General features: G+C 42.6%; 15 protein-coding genes. 12 read left to right on the top strand and 3 right to left on the bottom strand.

Features of this window, described 5'->3' with window-relative positions; translation table 11 throughout:
• Positions 1 to 116: 116 nt before the first annotated feature.
• Positions 117 to 752: an MBL fold metallo-hydrolase gene (locus B3R79_RS03520; RefSeq protein ID WP_293693781.1), complete on the bottom strand. Its 636-nt coding sequence runs from the start codon at positions 750 to 752 to the stop codon at positions 117 to 119.
• Between the two features lie 115 nt (positions 753 to 867).
• Here B3R79_RS03520 and B3R79_RS03515 point away from each other — a divergent pair, with 115 nt between their 5' ends.
• The 5 genes from B3R79_RS03515 to B3R79_RS03495 all read left to right on the top strand — a co-directional run bounded on the left by B3R79_RS03515 (position 868) and on the right by B3R79_RS03495 (position 6957).
• Positions 868 to 3351, top strand: coding sequence for a bifunctional DnaQ family exonuclease/ATP-dependent helicase (locus B3R79_RS03515; RefSeq protein WP_293693779.1), 2484 nt, complete (start codon positions 868 to 870; stop codon positions 3349 to 3351).
• A 30-nt stretch (positions 3352 to 3381) separates the two neighbouring features.
• Complete coding sequence (locus tag B3R79_RS03510) at positions 3382 to 3852, top strand: DUF5590 domain-containing protein (protein ID WP_168260533.1); 471 nt, start codon at positions 3382 to 3384, stop codon at positions 3850 to 3852.
• Positions 3849 to 5042: a pyridoxal phosphate-dependent aminotransferase gene (locus tag B3R79_RS03505; RefSeq protein ID WP_293693776.1), complete on the top strand. Its 1194-nt coding sequence runs from the start codon at positions 3849 to 3851 to the stop codon at positions 5040 to 5042. The genes B3R79_RS03510 and B3R79_RS03505 overlap by 4 nt, the downstream gene beginning before the upstream one ends.
• A 53-nt stretch (positions 5043 to 5095) precedes the next feature.
• Positions 5096 to 6442 (top strand): asparagine--tRNA ligase, encoded by a 1347-nt coding sequence (gene asnS / locus B3R79_RS03500; RefSeq protein ID WP_154454202.1) that lies wholly within the window; start codon positions 5096 to 5098, stop codon positions 6440 to 6442.
• 134 nt (positions 6443 to 6576) lie between these two features.
• Positions 6577 to 6957, top strand: coding sequence for a RidA family protein (locus B3R79_RS03495; RefSeq protein ID WP_154454203.1), 381 nt, complete (start codon positions 6577 to 6579; stop codon positions 6955 to 6957).
• A 46-nt stretch (positions 6958 to 7003) separates the two neighbouring features.
• Here the strand turns inward: B3R79_RS03495 and B3R79_RS03490 are convergent, their stop codons facing one another.
• Together B3R79_RS03490 and B3R79_RS03485 are read right to left on the bottom strand one after the other, a co-directional pair.
• Complete coding sequence (locus tag B3R79_RS03490; protein ID WP_414717725.1) at positions 7004 to 9556, bottom strand: acyl-CoA dehydratase activase-related protein; 2553 nt, start codon at positions 9554 to 9556, stop codon at positions 7004 to 7006.
• Between the two features lie 54 nt (positions 9557 to 9610).
• Positions 9611 to 11383 carry an acyl-CoA dehydratase activase gene (locus tag B3R79_RS03485; RefSeq protein ID WP_293693772.1) on the bottom strand — a complete coding sequence of 591 codons (1773 nt, stop codon included), beginning with the start codon at positions 11381 to 11383 and terminating at the stop codon, positions 9611 to 9613.
• A 226-nt stretch (positions 11384 to 11609) separates the two neighbouring features.
• Here B3R79_RS03485 and B3R79_RS03480 point away from each other — a divergent pair, with 226 nt between their 5' ends.
• From B3R79_RS03480 to B3R79_RS03450, 7 genes are all read left to right on the top strand, one after another.
• Positions 11610 to 12227 (top strand): TetR/AcrR family transcriptional regulator, encoded by a 618-nt coding sequence (locus B3R79_RS03480; protein ID WP_204984477.1) that lies wholly within the window; start codon positions 11610 to 11612, stop codon positions 12225 to 12227.
• Positions 12228 to 12261: 34 nt separating this feature from the next.
• Complete coding sequence (locus B3R79_RS03475) at positions 12262 to 13032, top strand: DUF1003 domain-containing protein (RefSeq protein ID WP_293693769.1); 771 nt, start codon at positions 12262 to 12264, stop codon at positions 13030 to 13032.
• Between the two features lie 68 nt (positions 13033 to 13100).
• Positions 13101 to 13991, top strand: coding sequence for an RNase adapter RapZ (rapZ, locus tag B3R79_RS03470; RefSeq protein ID WP_293693767.1), 891 nt, complete (start codon positions 13101 to 13103; stop codon positions 13989 to 13991).
• Positions 13988 to 14965, top strand: a complete 978-nt coding sequence (locus B3R79_RS03465; protein ID WP_293693765.1) for a YvcK family protein — start codon at positions 13988 to 13990, stop codon at positions 14963 to 14965. The genes rapZ and B3R79_RS03465 overlap by 4 nt, the downstream gene beginning before the upstream one ends.
• Positions 14962 to 15876, top strand: a complete 915-nt coding sequence (gene whiA / locus B3R79_RS03460; protein WP_154454208.1) for a DNA-binding protein WhiA — start codon at positions 14962 to 14964, stop codon at positions 15874 to 15876. The genes B3R79_RS03465 and whiA overlap by 4 nt, the downstream gene beginning before the upstream one ends.
• Positions 15877 to 15894: 18 nt before the next feature.
• Positions 15895 to 17292 carry a C69 family dipeptidase gene (locus B3R79_RS03455; RefSeq protein WP_293693763.1) on the top strand — a complete coding sequence of 466 codons (1398 nt, stop codon included), beginning with the start codon at positions 15895 to 15897 and terminating at the stop codon, positions 17290 to 17292.
• A gap of 135 nt (positions 17293 to 17427) precedes the next feature.
• Positions 17428 to 18945: a zinc ABC transporter substrate-binding protein AdcA gene (locus B3R79_RS03450; RefSeq protein WP_293693761.1), complete on the top strand. Its 1518-nt coding sequence runs from the start codon at positions 17428 to 17430 to the stop codon at positions 18943 to 18945.
• The last annotated feature ends 17 nt before the right edge of the window (positions 18946 to 18962 follow it).

Raw genomic sequence — 18962 nt, 5'->3', positions numbered from 1 at the left:
GTATGTTCTTAATCGGTATTATCATTGGAGCACTTGGTTCAGTGATTTCAATGCGCCGCTATCTTAAAATTTAAAACAAGAAAACAACTTCTGCTTTTGCAGAAGTTGTTTTTGGTTTAGTTAAAGAAAGGGTTCATGTTTTTTTCATGGGCAATGGTGGTATCAGAGCCGTGCCCTGGATAAACCGCAAAATGATTTGGCAAGGTAAATAATTCTCGCTGAATGCTAGCTAGGAGTTCCTCACTATTTCCAGTTGGCAAGTCTGTTCGTCCGATAGTTTCTCTAAAAAGAGCATCACCACTCAAAACGACGTGGTCATCTGGGAAAATCAGCGATACACTACCATAAGAGTGTCCTGGCGTTGGGCGAACATAAAAATGAAAACCAGCGATGTGATAATCGTCTTCGTACTGGTAGTGATGTTCAGCAGGTTTTAAAATAACATCAGGCAAATCCGCATGGCGCTCCAAACCTGAAAAATTATCCTTTGGTGAATAGAGCCATGACGCTTCTTTTTCAGAAATATAAACAGGAGGATGTCCAAAATGCTCTCTCACCACATCCAAGCTCATAATGTGATCATAATGAGCGTGGGTCAGTAAAATAGCCGCCACAGGGTTGTTCAGTGACGTGATTTTTTCAAGAATCATATCCACATCACTTCCAGGATCGACAACGATAATGGATTGGTCATTGACCAACAAGTAAGTATTTTCACGCGCAACGCGATTAACTATTCTAAATATCTTCATAAAAAAAGTGTATCAAAATTTTGGTAAAAAGTCATACTAAAAGCCAGCTCGTTTACTGCTCATAAAGCCTCCACACAAATACAAGAAGAGTGGTTTGTGATATAATAGGATTGTTATGAAGCATGAACATTTCCTAAAATACGCTGTTGTGGACTTAGAGGCGACAGGAGCCCATGCCACAGCAGAAATTATTCAAGTGGGTATCGTGATTATAGAAAATAATCAGATTACCAAGACTTATCAAACGGATGTCAATCCGCATGAACCCTTGTCAGAGCACATTATCCAGCTGACAGGTATTACCGATGATCAATTGGCCAAGGCCCCTGATTTTTCTCAGGTGGCGGGCGAAATTTACGACTTGATAGCAGATTGTGTCTTTGTGGCTCACAACGTCAAATTTGATGCCAATCTTTTGGCGGAACAGCTTTTTTGGCAAGGTTTTGAGTTGCGAACACCGCGCGTGGATACGGTCGAATTGGCTCAGGTTTTTTACCCAACTTTTGAAAAATACACCTTGGAGCATTTGGCTAAGGCCTTGGATTTGGATTTGACAGATGCTCACACAGCTATTTCAGATGCCTATGCGACAGCGCAGCTTTTTTTGCGCTTGCAGGCTAAAATCAATCAATTGCCAAAAGAAGTTTTGGAAAAGCTTTTGCCTTTTTCTGATAATCTGATCTTTGAAACGGGTATGCTCATTGAAGCGGGCTTTTCACAGGCCAAACCGTTTTCGCCAGCGACCTTTCAGATGGTGGGGGATTTGGTTTTACGCCGACCGCAGGCGATAACCGAGCCGCGTTGCCTGTCAGATGATTTTGCGGTTAATGTGGCTCTGCTTGGCCTAGACAATCGGGAGAAGCAGGCTCAGTTTGCTACTTTGGTCAAGGATGAATTTGCCTCATCAGCCGTTTCGTTTTTAGAAGCTCAAGCTGGGATCGGTAAAACCTACGGCTATCTCTTGCCTCTCTTGCATTTGGCACAAGATGAACAGGTGATTGTATCGGTTCCCACCAAAATCTTACAAGACCAAATTATGGCCAACGAAGCCAAACGCATTCAAGATGTTTTTCATATTTCTTGCCAATCCATCAAAGGGCCTAGCAATTACCTAAAACTAGATGCCTTTGTCGAGAGTTTGCATCATCAAGACGACAATCGCCTTATCAATCGCTACAAGATGCAGTTGCTGGTCTGGCTGACCGAAACAGAAACGGGTGATTTGGATGAAATCAAGCAAAAACAACGTTTTGCCGCTTATTTTGACTCCATCAAACACGATGGGGATTTGAGTGAGAAGAGCCTTTACAAAGAAGTCGATTTTTGGCAGGTAACCTATGAAAGGGCCAAGCACAGCAAGCTGTTGCTGGTCAATCACGCTTATTTCTTAGAACGAGTGCAAGACGACAAGGCTTTCGCGGCCAATAAGATTTTGGTTTTTGACGAGGCGCAAAAGCTGATGCTAAATGTTGAGCATTTCTCTCGTCGTCAGCTAAATGTCACTCAGTTAGTGACCTTATTAGAAAAACACCTGACAGCTAAATTGCCTGTGCTGGAAAAACGGTTGCTTGAAAACCTGTCCTTCCAGTTGAGCCATTTGGTGACACGTTTCTACCAAAATCAAGAAACATTTGTCACGACCGAGGCCATGGCAGCTATCGAGCAGACGGTCAAGGAACTTTTGGCGATCAATCCTCAGTGGCGCCTCAATGGTTTAGAGGATTTGTGTTTGCTATTGTCCCATCATTTTACGGATTTTTGGATGGAGTCAATGCTTGAAAATGACAAGCGCCAAACTTACCTCAATGCCAGTAATGATGAGTTGTTGAATTTTCAAGAGTTTTTGCCTGAAACACGCAAAACCTATATGATTTCAGCAACCTTGCACATCAGTCCCCAAGTCAGTCTAGCGGATTTGCTGGGCTTTGACTCTTATCATTTTGTGAGTTTGGCTCATGAAAAAAGCAGTGGCCAGCGCGTGTGGATTGATGAAGAGATGCCAAATGTCACCCAAGTGTCTGAGGAAGCTTATGCCTTAGCTATTGCTGAGCGTCTTTGTCAGATTCAAAACTTAGGTGAGCAGGTCTTGGTTTTATTTAATGCCAGAGCGACGATGCTTGCAGTTTCAGATTACCTTGATGATAAGGACGTTCCCCATTTGACACAGGATAAAAACGGTATGGCTTATAATGTCAAACGGCGTTTTGAACGCAAGGAAAGTGGGATGTTGTTAGGGACAGGCTCATTTTGGGAGGGGGTTGACTTTGTGCAATCCGATAAGATGATTGAAGTGATTACCCGCCTGCCTTTTGACAATCCTAAAGATATCTTTTTCCAAAAAGTCAGCAATCACTTGCTGGCACAAGCCAAATCACCATTTTACGATTATGCTTTGCCGCTGACGATTTTAAAACTCAAGCAAGCAATCGGTAGAACCATGAGGCGAGAAAACCAGCGCTCAGCTGTTTTGATTTTGGATAACCGCCTTTTAACCAAGTCTTATGGTAAATTGATGACCGATTCCTTAGCAGAAGAATTTCAGCTTTCTTCCCAAAAATTTGCAAAGTCATTAACAGAAATGAAGGATTTTTTGGTATAATAAAAAGGATAACTCAAAGGGGAGAAGTAAATGAAAAAATTAACACCAGTAAAACAATATTTACTTGGTTTTGGCATGGTTTTCTTAGTTCTCTTGATTTCTGCAGGGATGGTTTTATATCTCTCAATGAAACCAAAACTGGATGCAGAACGAACAGCTACCCAGGTCGCTATCAAAGCCGCTAAATTATCAAAAACTTCCTCTGTGGAACTCTATAATGGACCGAACACCTTTTATAGTGTTTATGGCACTACCGAATCAGGTGGTAAGCGCATTGTTTCAGTTGGTGAGGATAACCGAGAGGTTTATGTATATGCCGAAAGTGACGGGATTAGTCGCCAACAAGCCGAAGAAACAGCCGCAAGCAACGGTGCAACAGATATTTCCAAGGTGGTTTTTGGGATTTATGCCAAATCCCCTGTTTGGGAGGTGACGGCTACTAACGGTTACTATCTTGTGAATTTCAAAACAGGTGAGCTTATTAAAAAGGAGGGCGTATGACAAACTTATCAAAACGTGTGTTAAACATGGACGAAAGTGTGACTTTAGCAGCTAGTGCACGTGCCAAAGCCTTAAAAGCAGAAGGACGTGATATTTTATCACTAACCTTGGGGGAACCAGATTTTGAAACCCCTAAAAACATTCAAAAAGCAGCTATTCATTCCATCAAAAATGGGAAAGCCAGCTTTTATACCGTAGCTTCAGGACTTCCTGAGTTGAAAGACGCTATCGGTCAATACATGAAAAATTATTACGGCTACTTTGTTTCTCGTAATCAAGTCGTTGTGGGAACAGGTGCCAAATACATCCTATACACCTTTTTCACAACGGTTCTTGATCCAAGTGACGAAGTGATTATTCCATCACCATGTTGGGTATCTTATGTGGACCAAGTGAAAATGGTTGGTGGGGTACCTGTGACAGTGGCTACGACACAAAAAAATCATTTTAAAGTCACAGTAGAGCAATTAGAAGCTGCTCGCACAGATAAAACCAAAGTGATTTTGCTCAATTCCCCTTCTAACCCAACAGGTATGATTTATACCCGTGATGAGCTAGAAGCAATTGGTAACTGGGCAGTAGCAAATGGTATTTTAATTCTAGCTGACGACATTTATGGTCGTTTGGTTTACAATGGCAATGTCTTTACCCCTATTTCAAGCATTTCTGAGGCAATCAGAGAACACACCATTGTTGTTAATGGCTTGTCTAAAACCTATGCTATGACAGGTTGGCGTGTGGGATTTGCGGTTGGTAATGAAGACATTATCGCTGGTATGGCAAAAGTCATCAGCCAAACCACTTCAAATTTGACCACCGTTTCACAATATGCAGCTATTGAAGCCTTGACAGGCCCACAAGATTCCATTGAAAGCATGCGTCGTGACTTTGAGGACCGTCTAAATACCATTTACCCACTCTTGTGTGAAGTTCCTGGTTTTGACGTGATTAAACCACAAGGTGCCTTCTATCTTTTCCCAAATGTGAAAAGAGCTATGGAATTGAAGGGTTACACAGACGTTACTGATTTTACCAATGACATTCTTGAAGAAGTTGGGGTGGCTTTGGTAACAGGTGCTGGTTTTGGAGCTCCTGAAAATGTTCGCTTGAGTTATGCGACCGATTTGGTAACTTTAAAAGAAGCTGTGAATCGATTGAAATTGTTTATGAAATTGGATTCCAAATTATAATAAAGCATAGTGTCTTGCTCAGATGATGAGAGGAAACATTGGAAAGAGGAAATATGTCTACAGATTACGTATCAATTATTGATGTTAAAGACCATGTTGGCGAAGAAGTGACTATCGGTGCATGGGTTGCTAACAAATCAGGAAAAGGAAAAATTGCTTTCTTACAACTTCGTGACGGAACTGCATTTTTCCAAGCCGTGGCCTTCAAACCAAACTTTATCGAAAAATTTGGTGAAGAAGAAGGAACTGAAAAATTCAATACCATCAAACACCTTAGCCAAGAAACGTCTATCCTTATCACAGGGATTGTCAAAGAAGATTCACGTTCAAAATTTGGTTATGAATTGGACGTCACAGATGTCAAAATCGTAGGGCACTCAGAAGATTACCCTATTACACCAAAAGAACACGGAACGGATTTCCTTATGGACCACCGTCATTTATGGTTGCGTTCTCGTAAACAAATGGCTATCATGCAAATTCGTAACGCTATCATTTATGCTACTTATGACTTCTTTGACAAAAATGGTTTCATCAAGTTTGATAGCCCAATCTTGTCAGGAAATGCAGCAGAAGATTCAACAGAGTTGTTTGAAACAGACTACTTTGGAACACCTGCTTACTTGAGCCAATCAGGTCAATTGTACCTTGAAGCTGGGGCTATGGCACTTGGTCGTGTCTTTGACTTTGGTCCTGTTTTCCGTGCTGAAAAATCAAAAACCCGCCGTCACTTGACAGAGTTTTGGATGATGGATGCTGAGTATTCATTCTTGACACATGAAGAATCACTTGATTTGCAAGAAGCTTACGTTAAAGCCCTTATCCAAGGTGTGCTTGACCGTGCACCACAAGCCCTTGAAATCTTGGAACGTGATGTTGATTTGCTTAAAAAATACATTGCAGAGCCATTCAAGCGCGTGTCTTATGATGATGCCATTAGCCTTCTTCAAGAACATGAAAATGACGAAGATGCTGATTACGAACACCTTGAACACGGTGATGACTTTGGTTCACCACATGAAACATGGATTTCAAACTACTTTGGTATGCCAACCTTTGTGATCAATTACCCAGCAAGTTTCAAAGCTTTCTACATGAAACCCGTTCCTGGTAACCCAGACCGCGTTCTTTGTGCGGACTTGCTTGCTCCAGAAGGTTACGGTGAAATCATCGGAGGTTCTGTCCGTGAAGACGATTACGATGCTCTTGTAGCTAAAATGGATGCTCTTGAAATGGACAAATCAGAATACGAATTTTACCTTGACCTTCGTAAATACGGTTCAGTGCCCCACGCTGGATTTGGTATTGGTATCGAACGTATGGTGACTTTCGTTGCTGGTACTAAACACATTCGTGAAGCCATTCCATTCCCACGTATGCTTCATCGTTTGAAACCATAAGGTGATTAACATTAGAATAACAGAAAAGAGCCATTTGGCTCTTTTTTTCTTAGCAAAAAGTTAGTTATAAGATATTTTAATATTCAGAATATTTTGTTATAATAATCCTACTAAATGAAGAAAAGGAGTTCATTATGGCAAAAACCATTCATACAGATAAAGCCCCAGCAGCAATTGGTGCTTACGTGCAAGGCAAGGTCGTTGGTCAGTTTCTTTTTGCATCAGGTCAAGTGCCTTTATCGCCTGAAACTGGGGAAATCATTGGAACGACTATCCAAGAACAAACCCAGCAAGTTTTAAAAAATATTGGTGCCATTTTAGCCGAAGCGGGAACAGACTTTGACCATGTGGTCAAAACGACTTGTTTCCTAAGTGATATCAATGATTTTGTCCCATTTAACGAAGTTTATGCTACAGCCTTTAAAACGGATTTCCCAGCTCGTTCAGCGGTTGAAGTGGCGCGTTTGCCAAAAGACGTTAAGGTAGAAATTGAAGTGATTGCCTACCTTGATTAAAGATAAGAAAATCTCCTACGAGTTCTTTCTCATAGGAGATTATTTGTTAAGAATGATTTGTGAGTGAAGCTTTTTGCATTTTCTTGGCTGTTGTCATCATCAAGCGGATACGGTTTAGTTGGTTCACTTCTGATGAACCTGGGTCGTAATCAATTGGTGCGATGTTGGCCCCTTTGTATTGGCGGCGCAATTCTTTGACCATTCCTTTACCAACGATGTGGTTTGGTAGGCAGCCAAAAGGTTGTAAGCAGACGATGTTTTTAACGCCATTATTGAGCAATTCAATCATTTCACCCGTCAAGAACCAGCCTTCCCCCGTGTGATTGCCGATAGAAATCACTTTTGAAGCTCCCTTGGCAATGTCATAGATGGATTCAATGCCTTCAAAACGTTGGGATTTTTCAAGGGCTTTATTCATTGGTTTTTCGAGAAGGTTGATGGCATCAATGCCGAGTTTGGCAAATCGTTTGGCTTTTTGGCTCATGTTAAGCTCATCAGCCTTCCAAATTTGATTGAACAGTGAATAATTCATAAAGCCAATCAAGTCTGGCACGACCGCCTCGCCCCCTTCTTGTTCAATGATAGCAACGATGTCATTGTTGGCTGTTGGAGCGTATTTGACTAAAATTTCTCCGACAACGCCGACACGTGGTTTTTGACCAAAATCAACGGTTTCAAGGGTGTCAAATTCCTTGATAATGCGTTTCATATTGCGGTTAAATTCAAAGTAAGAACCTATTTTGATGTTGTGGCGAGCAACTTCAAGCCATTTATCATAGAGGGCATTGGCAGAGCCTGGTACGGCTTCGTAAGGACGCACGCGGTAAAGCACACGCTCAAACAAGTCTCCATACAAAACGCTGATGAGTAGGCGTTTGACAAAGGAATAAGTCAAGTTCCAGCCTGGTGTTTCTTCAGTTCCTTGATTGCCCATGGAAATAGACACCACGGGAACTTGTGCAAATCCTGCGTCTTTTAAGGCTTTACGCAAGAGCGGAATGTAGTTTGTTGCCCGACAACCTCCTCCCGTTTGGGTCATCATGACGCTGGTGTGCTCCAGGTCATATTCGCCACTTTGCAAGGCTTCAATCAACTGACCGATAGAAATGATAGCAGGGTAACAAGCATCGTTATGAACGAATTTGAGGCCGACGTCAACCGCTTTTCTGTCCATGGCTGGCAACACCGCGATCTTGTAGCCAGCTTGTTTAAAGGCTTCTTCGATGAGCCCATTTTGGTGAATAGGTGACAGCATAGGCATCAAAAGCGTGTGCGTCTTTTTCATGTCCTTGGTAAAGACAGGTTCTTGGGGTTCGGTTTCTTCGGCTTGGCTGTCAAATTGCGGTGCTTGGTTGAAGATGTGTTTTAATTGAGCTTTTTGGGCCTTTTTATCTCGTTCTTCAACGGCAGCTTTAAGCGAACGCAAGCGAATACGGATAGCCCCGAGGTTACTTCCTTCGTCGATTTTTAGGACGGTGTAGAGCTTGTTGTGTCCACGCATGATTTCTTCCACTTGGTCAGTAGTCACGGCATCCAGCCCGCAACCAAAACTGTTGAGCTGCACCAGTTCTAGATTTGGATTTTTTGAAACGACTTTAGCAGCAGCATAGAGGCGAGAATGGTAAACCCATTGGTTAACCACGCGCAGTCCTGACACTTCTTCTAAACCAGCCACCATGTCCTCTGTCAAGACATGAAAACCTTCTTGCGTGATAATATTGGCAATACCGTGATTGATTTCAGCGTCAAGGTGGTAAGGGCGACCAGACAAGACAATGGCTTTTTCGCCCTTGGTAGCAAGAGTGGAAAGCAGTTCGTCAGCTTTATCTTGCAAATCTTGTTTGAAATCGGCTAAGGCTTGGTAGCCATGTTCGATGGCTCTTCGAATGTCCTCAAGCGTGATGTCATCGTAAACACGAAAAGCCTTGCTAAGGGATAGCACAACGGATTCGTGGTCTGCTAAATTGACAAAGGGATGGAAATAAGCCACTTCCCCATTGCGAATAGGGTCCATGTTTTTCTCGATAACTTCAGGATAGCTTTGAACAATAGGACAGTTGTAGTGGTTCGGCGCCTTGTTATTTTCAATTTGCTCGTAAATGACACTTGGGTAGAAAATCGCATCCACTTTGCGGTCAATCAAGCTTTGAATGTGGCCGTGTACCATCTTGGCAGGGTAACAAACCGTATCACTTGGAATGGTTTCAATCCCTTTTTCAAACAAGGTTTTGTCTGATTTTGGGGACAATTGCACACGAAAACCAAGGTCGGTTAAAATGGTGTGCCAAAGGGGATAGTTTTCATACATATTGAGCACACGAGGAATACCGATAATGCCATGGACAGCGTCACGTTTTGAGAGAGCTTTAAATTTAAAAAGTTTTTTATATTTGTAATCAACGAGGTTTTCTTTTTGGTTGCTGCGGTCAAATGTGATTTTGGTGACTTTTTCTGCTCCGCGTTCGCAACGGTTACCTGTGACAAATTTGGAACCGTCATTGAAAATGGTCACGGTCAAAGCACAGTTGTTTTCACACAAGCCGCAACGGGTGAATTCTTTTTGGGTGGTAAAGTTATCCAGTTCCTCTAGCCCCATCAAACGTGAGGTTTGGGGGTGGTGTTCCAGTAATGTTTCCGTCATGCGTTCTCTCCTTCACTGTACCGTACTAAAAGCGGGTGCCTCGGCGGTTTCATCTTCGTATTTTTCCTGAGCAATGATGGCACAGCCGTAAGCTCCCATTAGACCAGCAATGCTTGGGCGAACCACTTCGCGTTCGCTGACCAATTCAAAGGCACGAAGTACCGCTTCATTGTAGAAGGTTCCTCCCTGAACCACGATTTTTTCCCCTAAATCTTCAGGGCGTTTGAGTTTGATAACCTTGTACAAGGCATTTTTGATGACTGAATAAGACAATCCTGCTGAAATATCTGCCACGGTTGCTCCTTCTTTTTGCACTTGTTTGACTTTTGAATTCATGAAAACCGTGCATTTTGAGCCTAGGTCCACGGGGTGTTGTGCCAATAAAGCAACCTGAGCGAAATCTTTGACGTCGTATTTGAGGGATTTGGCAAAGGTTTCAATAAAGGAACCACAACCTGAAGAGCAAGCTTCATTTAGCTGAATGCTTGAAAGAGCCCCGTCTTGAACGCTCATGGCTTTCATGTCTTGCCCACCAATATCTAAAATAAAATCAACGCCAGGGTTAAAGTAATTGGCAGCCTTGAAATGAGCCACGGTTTCCACTTCACCATAATCCACGTGCAGCGCTGCTTGAATGAGTTTTTCGCCGTAACCTGTCACGCAAGAGTGCGCGATATAGGCTTCCTGTGGCAATTGGTGGTAAACTTCTTTCAAAATGGCAATGACATTTTCCAGCGGTTGTCCTTGGTTATTGCCGTAATGTTGGAACAAAATAGCGCCGTCAGGGTCAGTCAACACCACTTTTGAAGTGGTCGAACCTGCGTCAATGCCCAGAAAAACAGGCCCAGAAGCTTGGGCAATGTCTTTGTAGGTCACGCTGGCTTGGTTGTGACGTGCTCGCCAAGCGTCCAATTCGGCTTGGTCTTTAAAGAGCACATCCAAGGTATTTTTAGGGACCAAGGCTTGTGAACTGTTGGTCTTGAGGTTGTTAATGATTTCTGACAAGGCTAATTGAGCTTGTTCTTCGTCTAAGGCAGCTCCCATTGCCACAAATAGTTGTGGGTGTTCAGGGAAAATCACATTTTCTGGCTTAATATCAAGCGTTTCGATGAAACGTTGACGCAATTCGCTCATAAAGAACAAAGGTCCACCAAGAAAGGCAACATTCCCTGTGATTTTACGTCCTGATGCTAATCCAGCGATGGTTTGATTGACCACGGCTTGGAAAATAGAGGCTGCAATGTCCTCTTTGCGTGCGCCCTCGTTAATCAAAGGTTGAACGTCAGTTTTAGCAAAAACCCCGCAACGACTGGCAATAGGGTAAATGGTTTCGTACCCCTTGGCCAGTTTATTAACCCCATTGGCATCTGTTTTCAAGAGTTCTGCCATTTGGTCAATAAAGGCACCTGTTCCACCAGCACACGTACCGTTCATGCGTTGTTCAAGCGCGTCCCCAAAGAAGGTCATTTTGGCATCTTCACCGCCTAGCTCAATGACCACATCTGTTTCAGGAATAAAATGCTCAACGGTTGTTGTGGCCGCTATAACTTCTTGTACAAATGGAATTTTGGCCACATCTGCCAATCCCATGCCCCCAGAACCTGTGATGGCAATACTGACCGTTTGGTCGCCAATTTCTGAAATGGCATCGTTTAAGACCTTAATGGTTGCTGTTTTGACATCTGAAAAATGCCGTTCATAACGTGAAAAGACGAGCTTTTCATGATCATCGAAAATCACAACTTTAACCGTTGTCGATCCGACATCTACACCTGCTTTATACATATTCCAGTATCCTCGATTAGTGATTTAGACTTTGTTTTGCCTTTTTCTTTTACATAGGATAAGAAAAACAGATAGGCTTAACAACATTCTGTTGTTTATTCAACAAAGTGTCTGCTATAATACTATTATAAAATAGTCCTAATAAAATACAATCGTTAATTTTGATGGTTATGTTGTTTAAACAACACAAGGTGCTAAAACTGTTGATTATCTTGGAGGAAGACGGATGAAATTTACAGATATTCGCTATTTAAGAACCGAGAAGTTGATTTTTGATGCCTTTGCAAAACTTTTGAGTGAGAAATCTTATGAAAAGATTACGATTCAAGACATTGCGGATGAGGCTATGATTAACCGCGCCACTTTTTATGCCCACTATGCTGACAAAGACGAGCTTCGTGATGGGATTCACCAACAAATTGTGGACCAAATGTCAGATATGATTGAGGCAGCACAAATCGCCAAAGGTGACACAGTCAAGGTCAAACGTGCCGAAAAACTCTTGGCAGACTTTTACCGAGGACTTGAAAAAAATCCATCGATTGCTAAAATTGTCTTGCGTAGTATTTCCCAAGAAGTCATGCAAGAACAATTTGGAAGCTTAATGCATGACAAGTACGACCATTTACTGGCCAAGCTAAATGTGACGGAATCAGGCAAGAAAGTTCCAACAGAGTTTGTGGTGGCTTATTTGACCAGTATTTTCACAGGGACTTTGCTGTGGTGGATTAAGTCAGATTTTGCCATGCCAGCAAAGGAATTGTCACGTTTGGTTTTGACCCTGATTAGCAATGGTCATTTGACGGTAATGGGGGTTATCATTGACCGTGACGATTGTGACTAAGAGCTTGTGAGAGCAACAAAGAAAGAGGGTAATTATGAAAAATGACAATAGGGTTCGTGATGCTATTGACCATCGCTTATACCCAGTAGCAGAAGGTAGCTTTTTATCTGAAATGGACACGCGTTTGCACCACCTTCTCAGACAAAGTCATCCTGATCTGCAAGACGGTGATTTTATCAGTTATAAACAGCTGACGCCTTATCGAATGCAGCTTTTAGAGGAAATTATCGACCAAGCCAACTGTAAAAATGAGTTCATTCGTGAGGCGGTTCACGGGGTGGCAAATGATGAAAATTACGCTGCCTTGGATATCCAAGACCAATTGGATAAGAAAATTACTTTTGGACAAAAAATCGCGGACGACGTGGCTCGGTTTGGGGGTTCTTGGACCTTTATCATTTCCTTTATCGTCTTTATGGTAGTTTGGATGCTAATCAATATCATTCAACCGTTTGGGATTGCTTTTGACAAATACCCATTTATCTTGCTTAATCTCGCCCTATCAACTATCGCAGCCATTCAAGCCCCTTTGATTATGATGAGCCAAAACCGTGCCTCAGATTATGACCGCTTGCAAGCCAAAAAAAACTACAATGTTAACAAGGTGTCTAAAGAAGAAATCCGATTTTTGCACAAAAAATTGGACCACTTGGTGCAACAAGACCAGTCAGATTTACTGGAAATTCAAAAATTGCAAACCGAAATGCTGGCCTCAGTCACCAATCAGGTAGTGGATTTGAAAGAGCAAAACCAAATCTTGCGAGAAGAAATCGCTAAATTACAAAAAGCAACCGAGAAGAAGTAGGAACATTTAGCGTGCAGACTGGCTTAAATTTGTTATAATAAAAGCAACAGAATCAGGGGAGAAGGACTATGTCTGATAAAACTATTCATTTAGTCATTGTAACTGGGATGAGTGGCGCTGGAAAAACAGTTGCCATTCAATCCTTTGAAGATTTAGGGTATTTTACGATTGATAATATGCCCCCTGCCTTAGTGCCTAAGTTTATTGAATTGGTGGAACAATCAAGCGACAATAATCGCGTGGCACTTGTGGTGGATATGCGTAGCAGGCTCTTTTTTAACGAAATCAATTCTGTCTTAGACCAAATTGATGCCAATCCCAATATTGACGTAAAAATCTTGTTCTTAGATGCCACAGATGGTGAATTGGTATCACGTTACAAGGAAACGCGTCGTAGCCACCCACTAGCAGCGGATGGCCGCATTTTGGACGGGATTAAATTGGAGCGTGAGTTGCTAGCACCTCTAAAAAATCTGAGCCAAAATGTGATCAATACCACAGATTTGACCCCACGCCAGTTGCGCAAAACCATTTCTGAGCAATTTTCAAGTGAGCAAAACCAAGCTTCTTTCCATATTGAAGTGATGAGCTTTGGTTTCAAATACAGCCTGCCTTTGGATGCGGATTTGGTTTTTGACGTACGTTTCTTGCCAAATCCCTACTACAAACCAGAATTGCGTAACTTAACCGGATTGGACAAGGATGTCTATGATTACGTTATGGACCACGAGGAATCCGAAGCCTTCTACCAACATTTGATTGGCCTTTTAAAACCAATCCTACCAGGCTACCAAAAAGAAGGCAAATCAGTCTTAACCATTGCGATTGGTTGTACAGGAGGTCAACACCGTAGCGTTGCCTTTGCCCATCGCCTAGCAGAAGACTTGAAAACAGACTGGGTGGTCAATGAAACCCACCGTGATAAAAATCGTCGTAAGGAGACTGTTAATCGTTCATGAGAAAATCGAAGGTTACTGTTATTGGAGGCGGAACGGGGATACCTATCATTTTAAATAGTTTAAGGCACGAAGAGGTGGATATCACTGCTATTGTAACGGTTGCAGACGACGGTGGCAGTTCAGGAAAATTGCGTTCGGTGATGCAATTGCCCCCACCAGGTGACTTGCGCAATGTGCTAGTTGCCATGAGTGATATGCCTAAATTTTACGAAAAAGTCTTTCAGTACCGGTTTGCAGATAGCGACGGTGCTTTGGCAGGACACCCTTTGGGCAATCTGATTATTTCAGGAATTGCTGAAATGCAAGGCTCAACCTACAATGCCATGCAATTGTTAACCAAGTTCTTTCACGTTACAGGCAAGATTTACCCTGCAAGTGAGAACCCTTTGACCCTGCATGCGGTTTTCAAAGACGGTCATGAGGTGACTGGGGAGAGCTACATTGCTGACTACAAGGGCATAATTGACCATGTTTATGTGACCAATACTTACAACAACGAAGAGCCAACTGCCAGCCGTAAAGTAGTCGAAACCATTTTAAACAGTGATATGATTGTGCTGGGGCCAGGTTCTCTCTTTACTTCGATTTTGCCTAACTTGGTTATCCCAGAAATCAAGCAAGCTCTGCTGGATACGTCTGCTGAGGTGGCTTATGTGTGTAATATCATGACACAATACGGCGAAACCGAGCATTTTATCGATGCCAACCACGTGGAAGTCTTGAACCGTCACTTAGGACAAGATGCCATTGACACCGTTTTGGTGAATATCCAAGAAGTGCCGCAGGATTACATGAATTCCAACCAATTTGACGAGTATCTGGTTCAGGTGGAGCATGATTTTAAAGGACTACGCCAGCAAGTGAAACGTGTGATTTCATCGGATTTTCTTCGTTTGGAAAATGGCGGTGCTTTTCACAATGGGGACTATGTGGTGCGAGAATTGATGAACCTATTGAGGTCAAAAGAAAGATGAGTTTTACAGTAAAAGTCAAAGAAGAATTGATTAACCAATCGCGGTTTGACAAGAGCGAATTATCAGCCATCATCAAAATGTCAGGGAGTTTGGGGTTAAATGGCAACCGTTTGACTCTGTCTATCACTACTGAAAATGCCAAAATTGCTCGCCACATCTATGCTTTGATAGAAACCCTCTACAAGGTTCAGCCAGAAATTCGTTACCACCAAAAGACTAACTTACGCAAAAATCGTGTTTACCATGTCTTTGTCGCGACGGACGTCAAAGACATTTTAAATGATTTGCAGTTGGCAGATTCCTTTTTTGGTATCGAAACAGGTATTAATCCCTTGATTTTAGAAGATGATGACAAGGGACGGGCTTATTTACGAGGGGCCTTTTTGGCGACAGGAACCATTCGGGACCCAGAATCAGGCAAGTACCAGTTGGAAATTTTTTCCGTTTACCAAGACCACGCGGAAGACTTAGCTAATCTCATGCGAAAATTCATCTTGGATGCCAAGGTCATCGAGCACAAGAGTGGTGCAGTGACGTATCTGCAAAAGGCTGAAGATATCATGGATTTTCTCTTGATTATCGGTGCGGTGGATTCTAAGGATGTGTTTGAAGAAGTGAAAATCATGCGTGAAACTCGCAACGATGTTAACCGTGCCAACAACGCTGAAACGGCCAATATTGCCAAAACCGTGATGGCCAGCATGAAAACTATTAACAATATCATCACCATCATGGATACCGTTGGTCTGGATACCTTGCCAATTGAATTACAACAAGTGGCTAAAATCAGAGTGGCTCACCCTGATTATTCGCTGCAGCAAATTGCTGACACCTTGGGCAACGGATTAACCAAGAGCGGCGTCAATCACCGTTTGCGTAAAATCAATAAATTAGCAGAAAGTTTATCATAATTAGGAGGAAGATGACTTATGTCATGTACAACGATTTTAGTAGGAAAAGACGCTTCTTATGATGGCTCAACCATCATTGCGCGAACTGAAGACTCACAAAGTGGCGAATTTACCCCAAAACAATTTATCGTGGTGAAACCTGAGGACCAACCTCGCCACTACAAATCAGTTTTGTCATCATTTGAGATTGATTTGCCTGACAATCCCATGCGTTATACTTCTGTGCCAGATGCCTTGCGCAAGGACGGGATTTGGGGAGAAGCAGGTATCAACGAAGCCAATGTTGCCATGAGCGAAACTGAAACCATCACGACCAATGCGCGTGTTTTAGGAGCTGATCCGCTCGTTGCATCAGGAATTGGTGAAGAAGATATGCTGACTTTGGTATTACCTTATGTTCGCACAGCGCGTGAAGGGGTAAAACGCCTTGGTGAAATTCTTGAAACCTATGGAACTTACGAGTCAAACGGCGTGGCCTTTTCAGATGTCGATGAAATCTGGTGGCTAGAAACCGTTGGAGGACACCACTGGATTGCCCGTCGTGTGCCAGATGATTGTTACGTGACCAATCCTAACCAACTAGGTATTGACCATTTTGAATTTAACAATCCAGACGAATATATGTATTCAACTGGTTTGCGTGATTTTATTGAGGATAACAACCTTGATTTGACTTATTCAAATGAGCATTTCAACCCACGTTATGCCTTTGGTAGCCAACGTGACAAAGACCGTCACTACAACACTCCACGCGCTTGGGCTATGCAACGTTTCTTAAACCCTGAAATCAAACAAGACCCTCGCAGTTTCTTCATTCCTTGGGCACAAAAACCTTATCGCAAAATCACTATCGAAGACGTCAAATACGTGCTTAGCAACCATTATCAAGATACGGAATTTGACCCTTACGGACCAGAAGGCAATAAGGTAACCCAACGTGCCTTCCGTACCATTGGTATCAATCGTACCAGTCAAACCGCTATTCTTCAATTGCGCCCTAACAAACCACATGACACCACTGGTATTCAGTGGCTGGCCTATGGCTCAATGCCATTTGGTACAATGGTGCCGTTCTTTACTCAAATTTCAACAACACCAGCCTACTTTTCCAATACAGGTGCCAACGTGTCAACGGATTCCTTCTACTGGGCAAACCGTTTGATTGCTGCCATTGCTGACCCGCATTTCCACCAACACGAAGGGGATATCGAAGCCTACGTTGAAAGCACAATGGCGGCTGGTCATGCTCGCATTGGTCGTGTCGATGCTGCTTTGGCTAGAGGCGAAAAAGTAGATTTTGACGCTGAAAACCAAGCCATGAGTGATGACGTACAGCAACAAACCCAAGACTTATTGAATAAGGTTCTTTTTGATGCAAGTAACTTGATGACCAATCATTTTTCAGTTAGTGACTAATATTAAACTAGTAAATCCTTTGGGAGCCAGTCTCCCAAAGGATTTTTTGCTATTTTGAAAAGAAAACCTTGCAAAAACGGGAGAATATGATATACTTAACCAGTAAAATATTAACCAGTTAATAAAAGGAGTGTTATGAAAAGACTGTTTGTAACGATTGTCGCAGGTGTTGCCTTGCTTTTACTTTGCTTGACAGGAGCCAACAAGCCTGTCGCTGCAGATGATAAAATCAGCGTGGTAACCACTTTCTACCCAGTGTATGAATTTACCAAGGCGGTCACAGGTGACACAGCTGATGTTACTATGTTGCTAAAAGCAGGAACAGAACCCCATGATTTTGAGCCATCAACCAAAAATATTGCCACTATTTCAGATGCTGATGTTTTTGTTTATCTAGATGACAATATGGAAACCTGGGTGGATAGCGTGGTATCTTCTGTCAAAGCCCCACAATTGACCGTAGTGAAAGCAACAGGTGATATGTTGCTCTTGGCTGGCACGACTGAGGAGGAAGAAGAAGGGGAAAGCCACGAAGGGCACTCTCATGCCTACGATCCCCATGTCTGGTTGTCGCCCAAGCGTGCAATGATGTTGGTGGAAAATATCCGAGATGCCTTTATCGCCAAATACCCTGATAAAGCTGAAGTTTTTACCAATAATGCAGCAGCCTATCTAACAGAACTAAGTGACCTTGACGCTTTGTACACGGATAAATTGTCCCAAGCCAAGCAAAAAAGCTTCGTCACTCAGCACGCAGCCTTTGGCTACTTGGCTTTAGATTATGGTTTGACGCAAATTCCGATTACAGGTATTTCAGCAGATAGCGAACCGTCAGCCAAACGTTTGGTTAATCTGGCTAAATATGTCCAAAAATACGATATCCGCTATATTTATTTTGAAAAAAATGCCTCAAGTAAGGTAGCAGAAACCTTGGCGGATGAAACAGGTGTTAAGACCGCTGTCCTCAATCCCATTGAAAGTTTGACCAGCAAAGAGATGAAATCAGGCGAGAATTACATTAGTGAGATGAAAGCCAATCTCAAGGCTCTGGAATTGACGACAGATGTTGCTGGTAAGACCATTAAAGCAGAAGAGGACACCGGCAAAACCGTAGAAAACGGCTATTTTAAAGACAAAGATATCACCGACCGTTCTTTGAAAGATTGGTCAGGAAAATGGCAGTCGGTTTACCCTTATCTCGTTAACGGTGATCTCGACCAAGTCTGGGAATACAAGGCTCAGTTGTCAAAAGGGGAAAAAACAGCTGAGGAATACAAAGACTATTACACCACAGGCTATCAGACCGACGTTGACCACATCAATATTAATGGCAAAAAGAATACCATCACCTTTATCAAAGGCGACCAAAAGTATCAATTTACTTATAAATACAGTGGCTATAAGGTCTTGACCTATGAAAAAGGCAATCGTGGCGTGCGTTACCTATTTGAAACCGACGATCCAAATGCTGGTGAATTCAAATACGTGCAATTTAGCGACCACAATATCTCTGAAACAGATTCGACCCATTTCCACATTTTCTGGGGTGGTAAAAGCCAAAAAGCCCTCTTGAAAGAGATGTCGCATTGGCCTACCTATTACCCTGATAATTTGACTGGAAAAGAAATCGCCCAAGACATGGTTGCTCACTAATCACAAAAGCTTGAAGT

The sequence above is a fragment of the Streptococcus sp. UBA3373 genome (genome assembly GCF_002360305.1).
In the GTDB taxonomy this organism is placed as follows: Bacteria; Bacillota; Bacilli; order Lactobacillales; family Streptococcaceae; genus Streptococcus; species Streptococcus alactolyticus.
The sequence above is the reverse complement of the archived record's forward strand: the minus strand, read 5'-3'. Positions and strand labels throughout refer to the sequence as shown.

What these genes read in the sequence shown, in the direction of transcription:
- B3R79_RS03520 (WP_293693781.1), bottom strand. Translation starts at nt 752, where the DNA reads ATGAAGATATTTAGAATAGTTAATCGCGTTGCGCGTGAAAATACTTAC.
- B3R79_RS03515 (WP_293693779.1), top strand. Translation starts at nt 868, where the DNA reads ATGAAGCATGAACATTTCCTAAAATACGCTGTTGTGGACTTAGAGGCG.
- B3R79_RS03510 (WP_168260533.1), top strand. Translation starts at nt 3,382, where the DNA reads ATGAAAAAATTAACACCAGTAAAACAATATTTACTTGGTTTTGGCATG.
- B3R79_RS03505 (WP_293693776.1), top strand. Translation starts at nt 3,849, where the DNA reads ATGACAAACTTATCAAAACGTGTGTTAAACATGGACGAAAGTGTGACT.
- asnS (WP_154454202.1), top strand. Translation starts at nt 5,096, where the DNA reads ATGTCTACAGATTACGTATCAATTATTGATGTTAAAGACCATGTTGGC.
- B3R79_RS03495 (WP_154454203.1), top strand. Translation starts at nt 6,577, where the DNA reads ATGGCAAAAACCATTCATACAGATAAAGCCCCAGCAGCAATTGGTGCT.
- B3R79_RS03485 (WP_293693772.1), bottom strand. Translation starts at nt 11,383, where the DNA reads ATGTATAAAGCAGGTGTAGATGTCGGATCGACAACGGTTAAAGTTGTG.
- B3R79_RS03480 (WP_204984477.1), top strand. Translation starts at nt 11,610, where the DNA reads ATGAAATTTACAGATATTCGCTATTTAAGAACCGAGAAGTTGATTTTT.
- B3R79_RS03475 (WP_293693769.1), top strand. Translation starts at nt 12,262, where the DNA reads ATGAAAAATGACAATAGGGTTCGTGATGCTATTGACCATCGCTTATAC.
- rapZ (WP_293693767.1), top strand. Translation starts at nt 13,101, where the DNA reads ATGTCTGATAAAACTATTCATTTAGTCATTGTAACTGGGATGAGTGGC.
- B3R79_RS03465 (WP_293693765.1), top strand. Translation starts at nt 13,988, where the DNA reads ATGAGAAAATCGAAGGTTACTGTTATTGGAGGCGGAACGGGGATACCT.
- whiA (WP_154454208.1), top strand. Translation starts at nt 14,962, where the DNA reads ATGAGTTTTACAGTAAAAGTCAAAGAAGAATTGATTAACCAATCGCGG.
- B3R79_RS03455 (WP_293693763.1), top strand. Translation starts at nt 15,895, where the DNA reads ATGTCATGTACAACGATTTTAGTAGGAAAAGACGCTTCTTATGATGGC.
- B3R79_RS03450 (WP_293693761.1), top strand. Translation starts at nt 17,428, where the DNA reads ATGAAAAGACTGTTTGTAACGATTGTCGCAGGTGTTGCCTTGCTTTTA.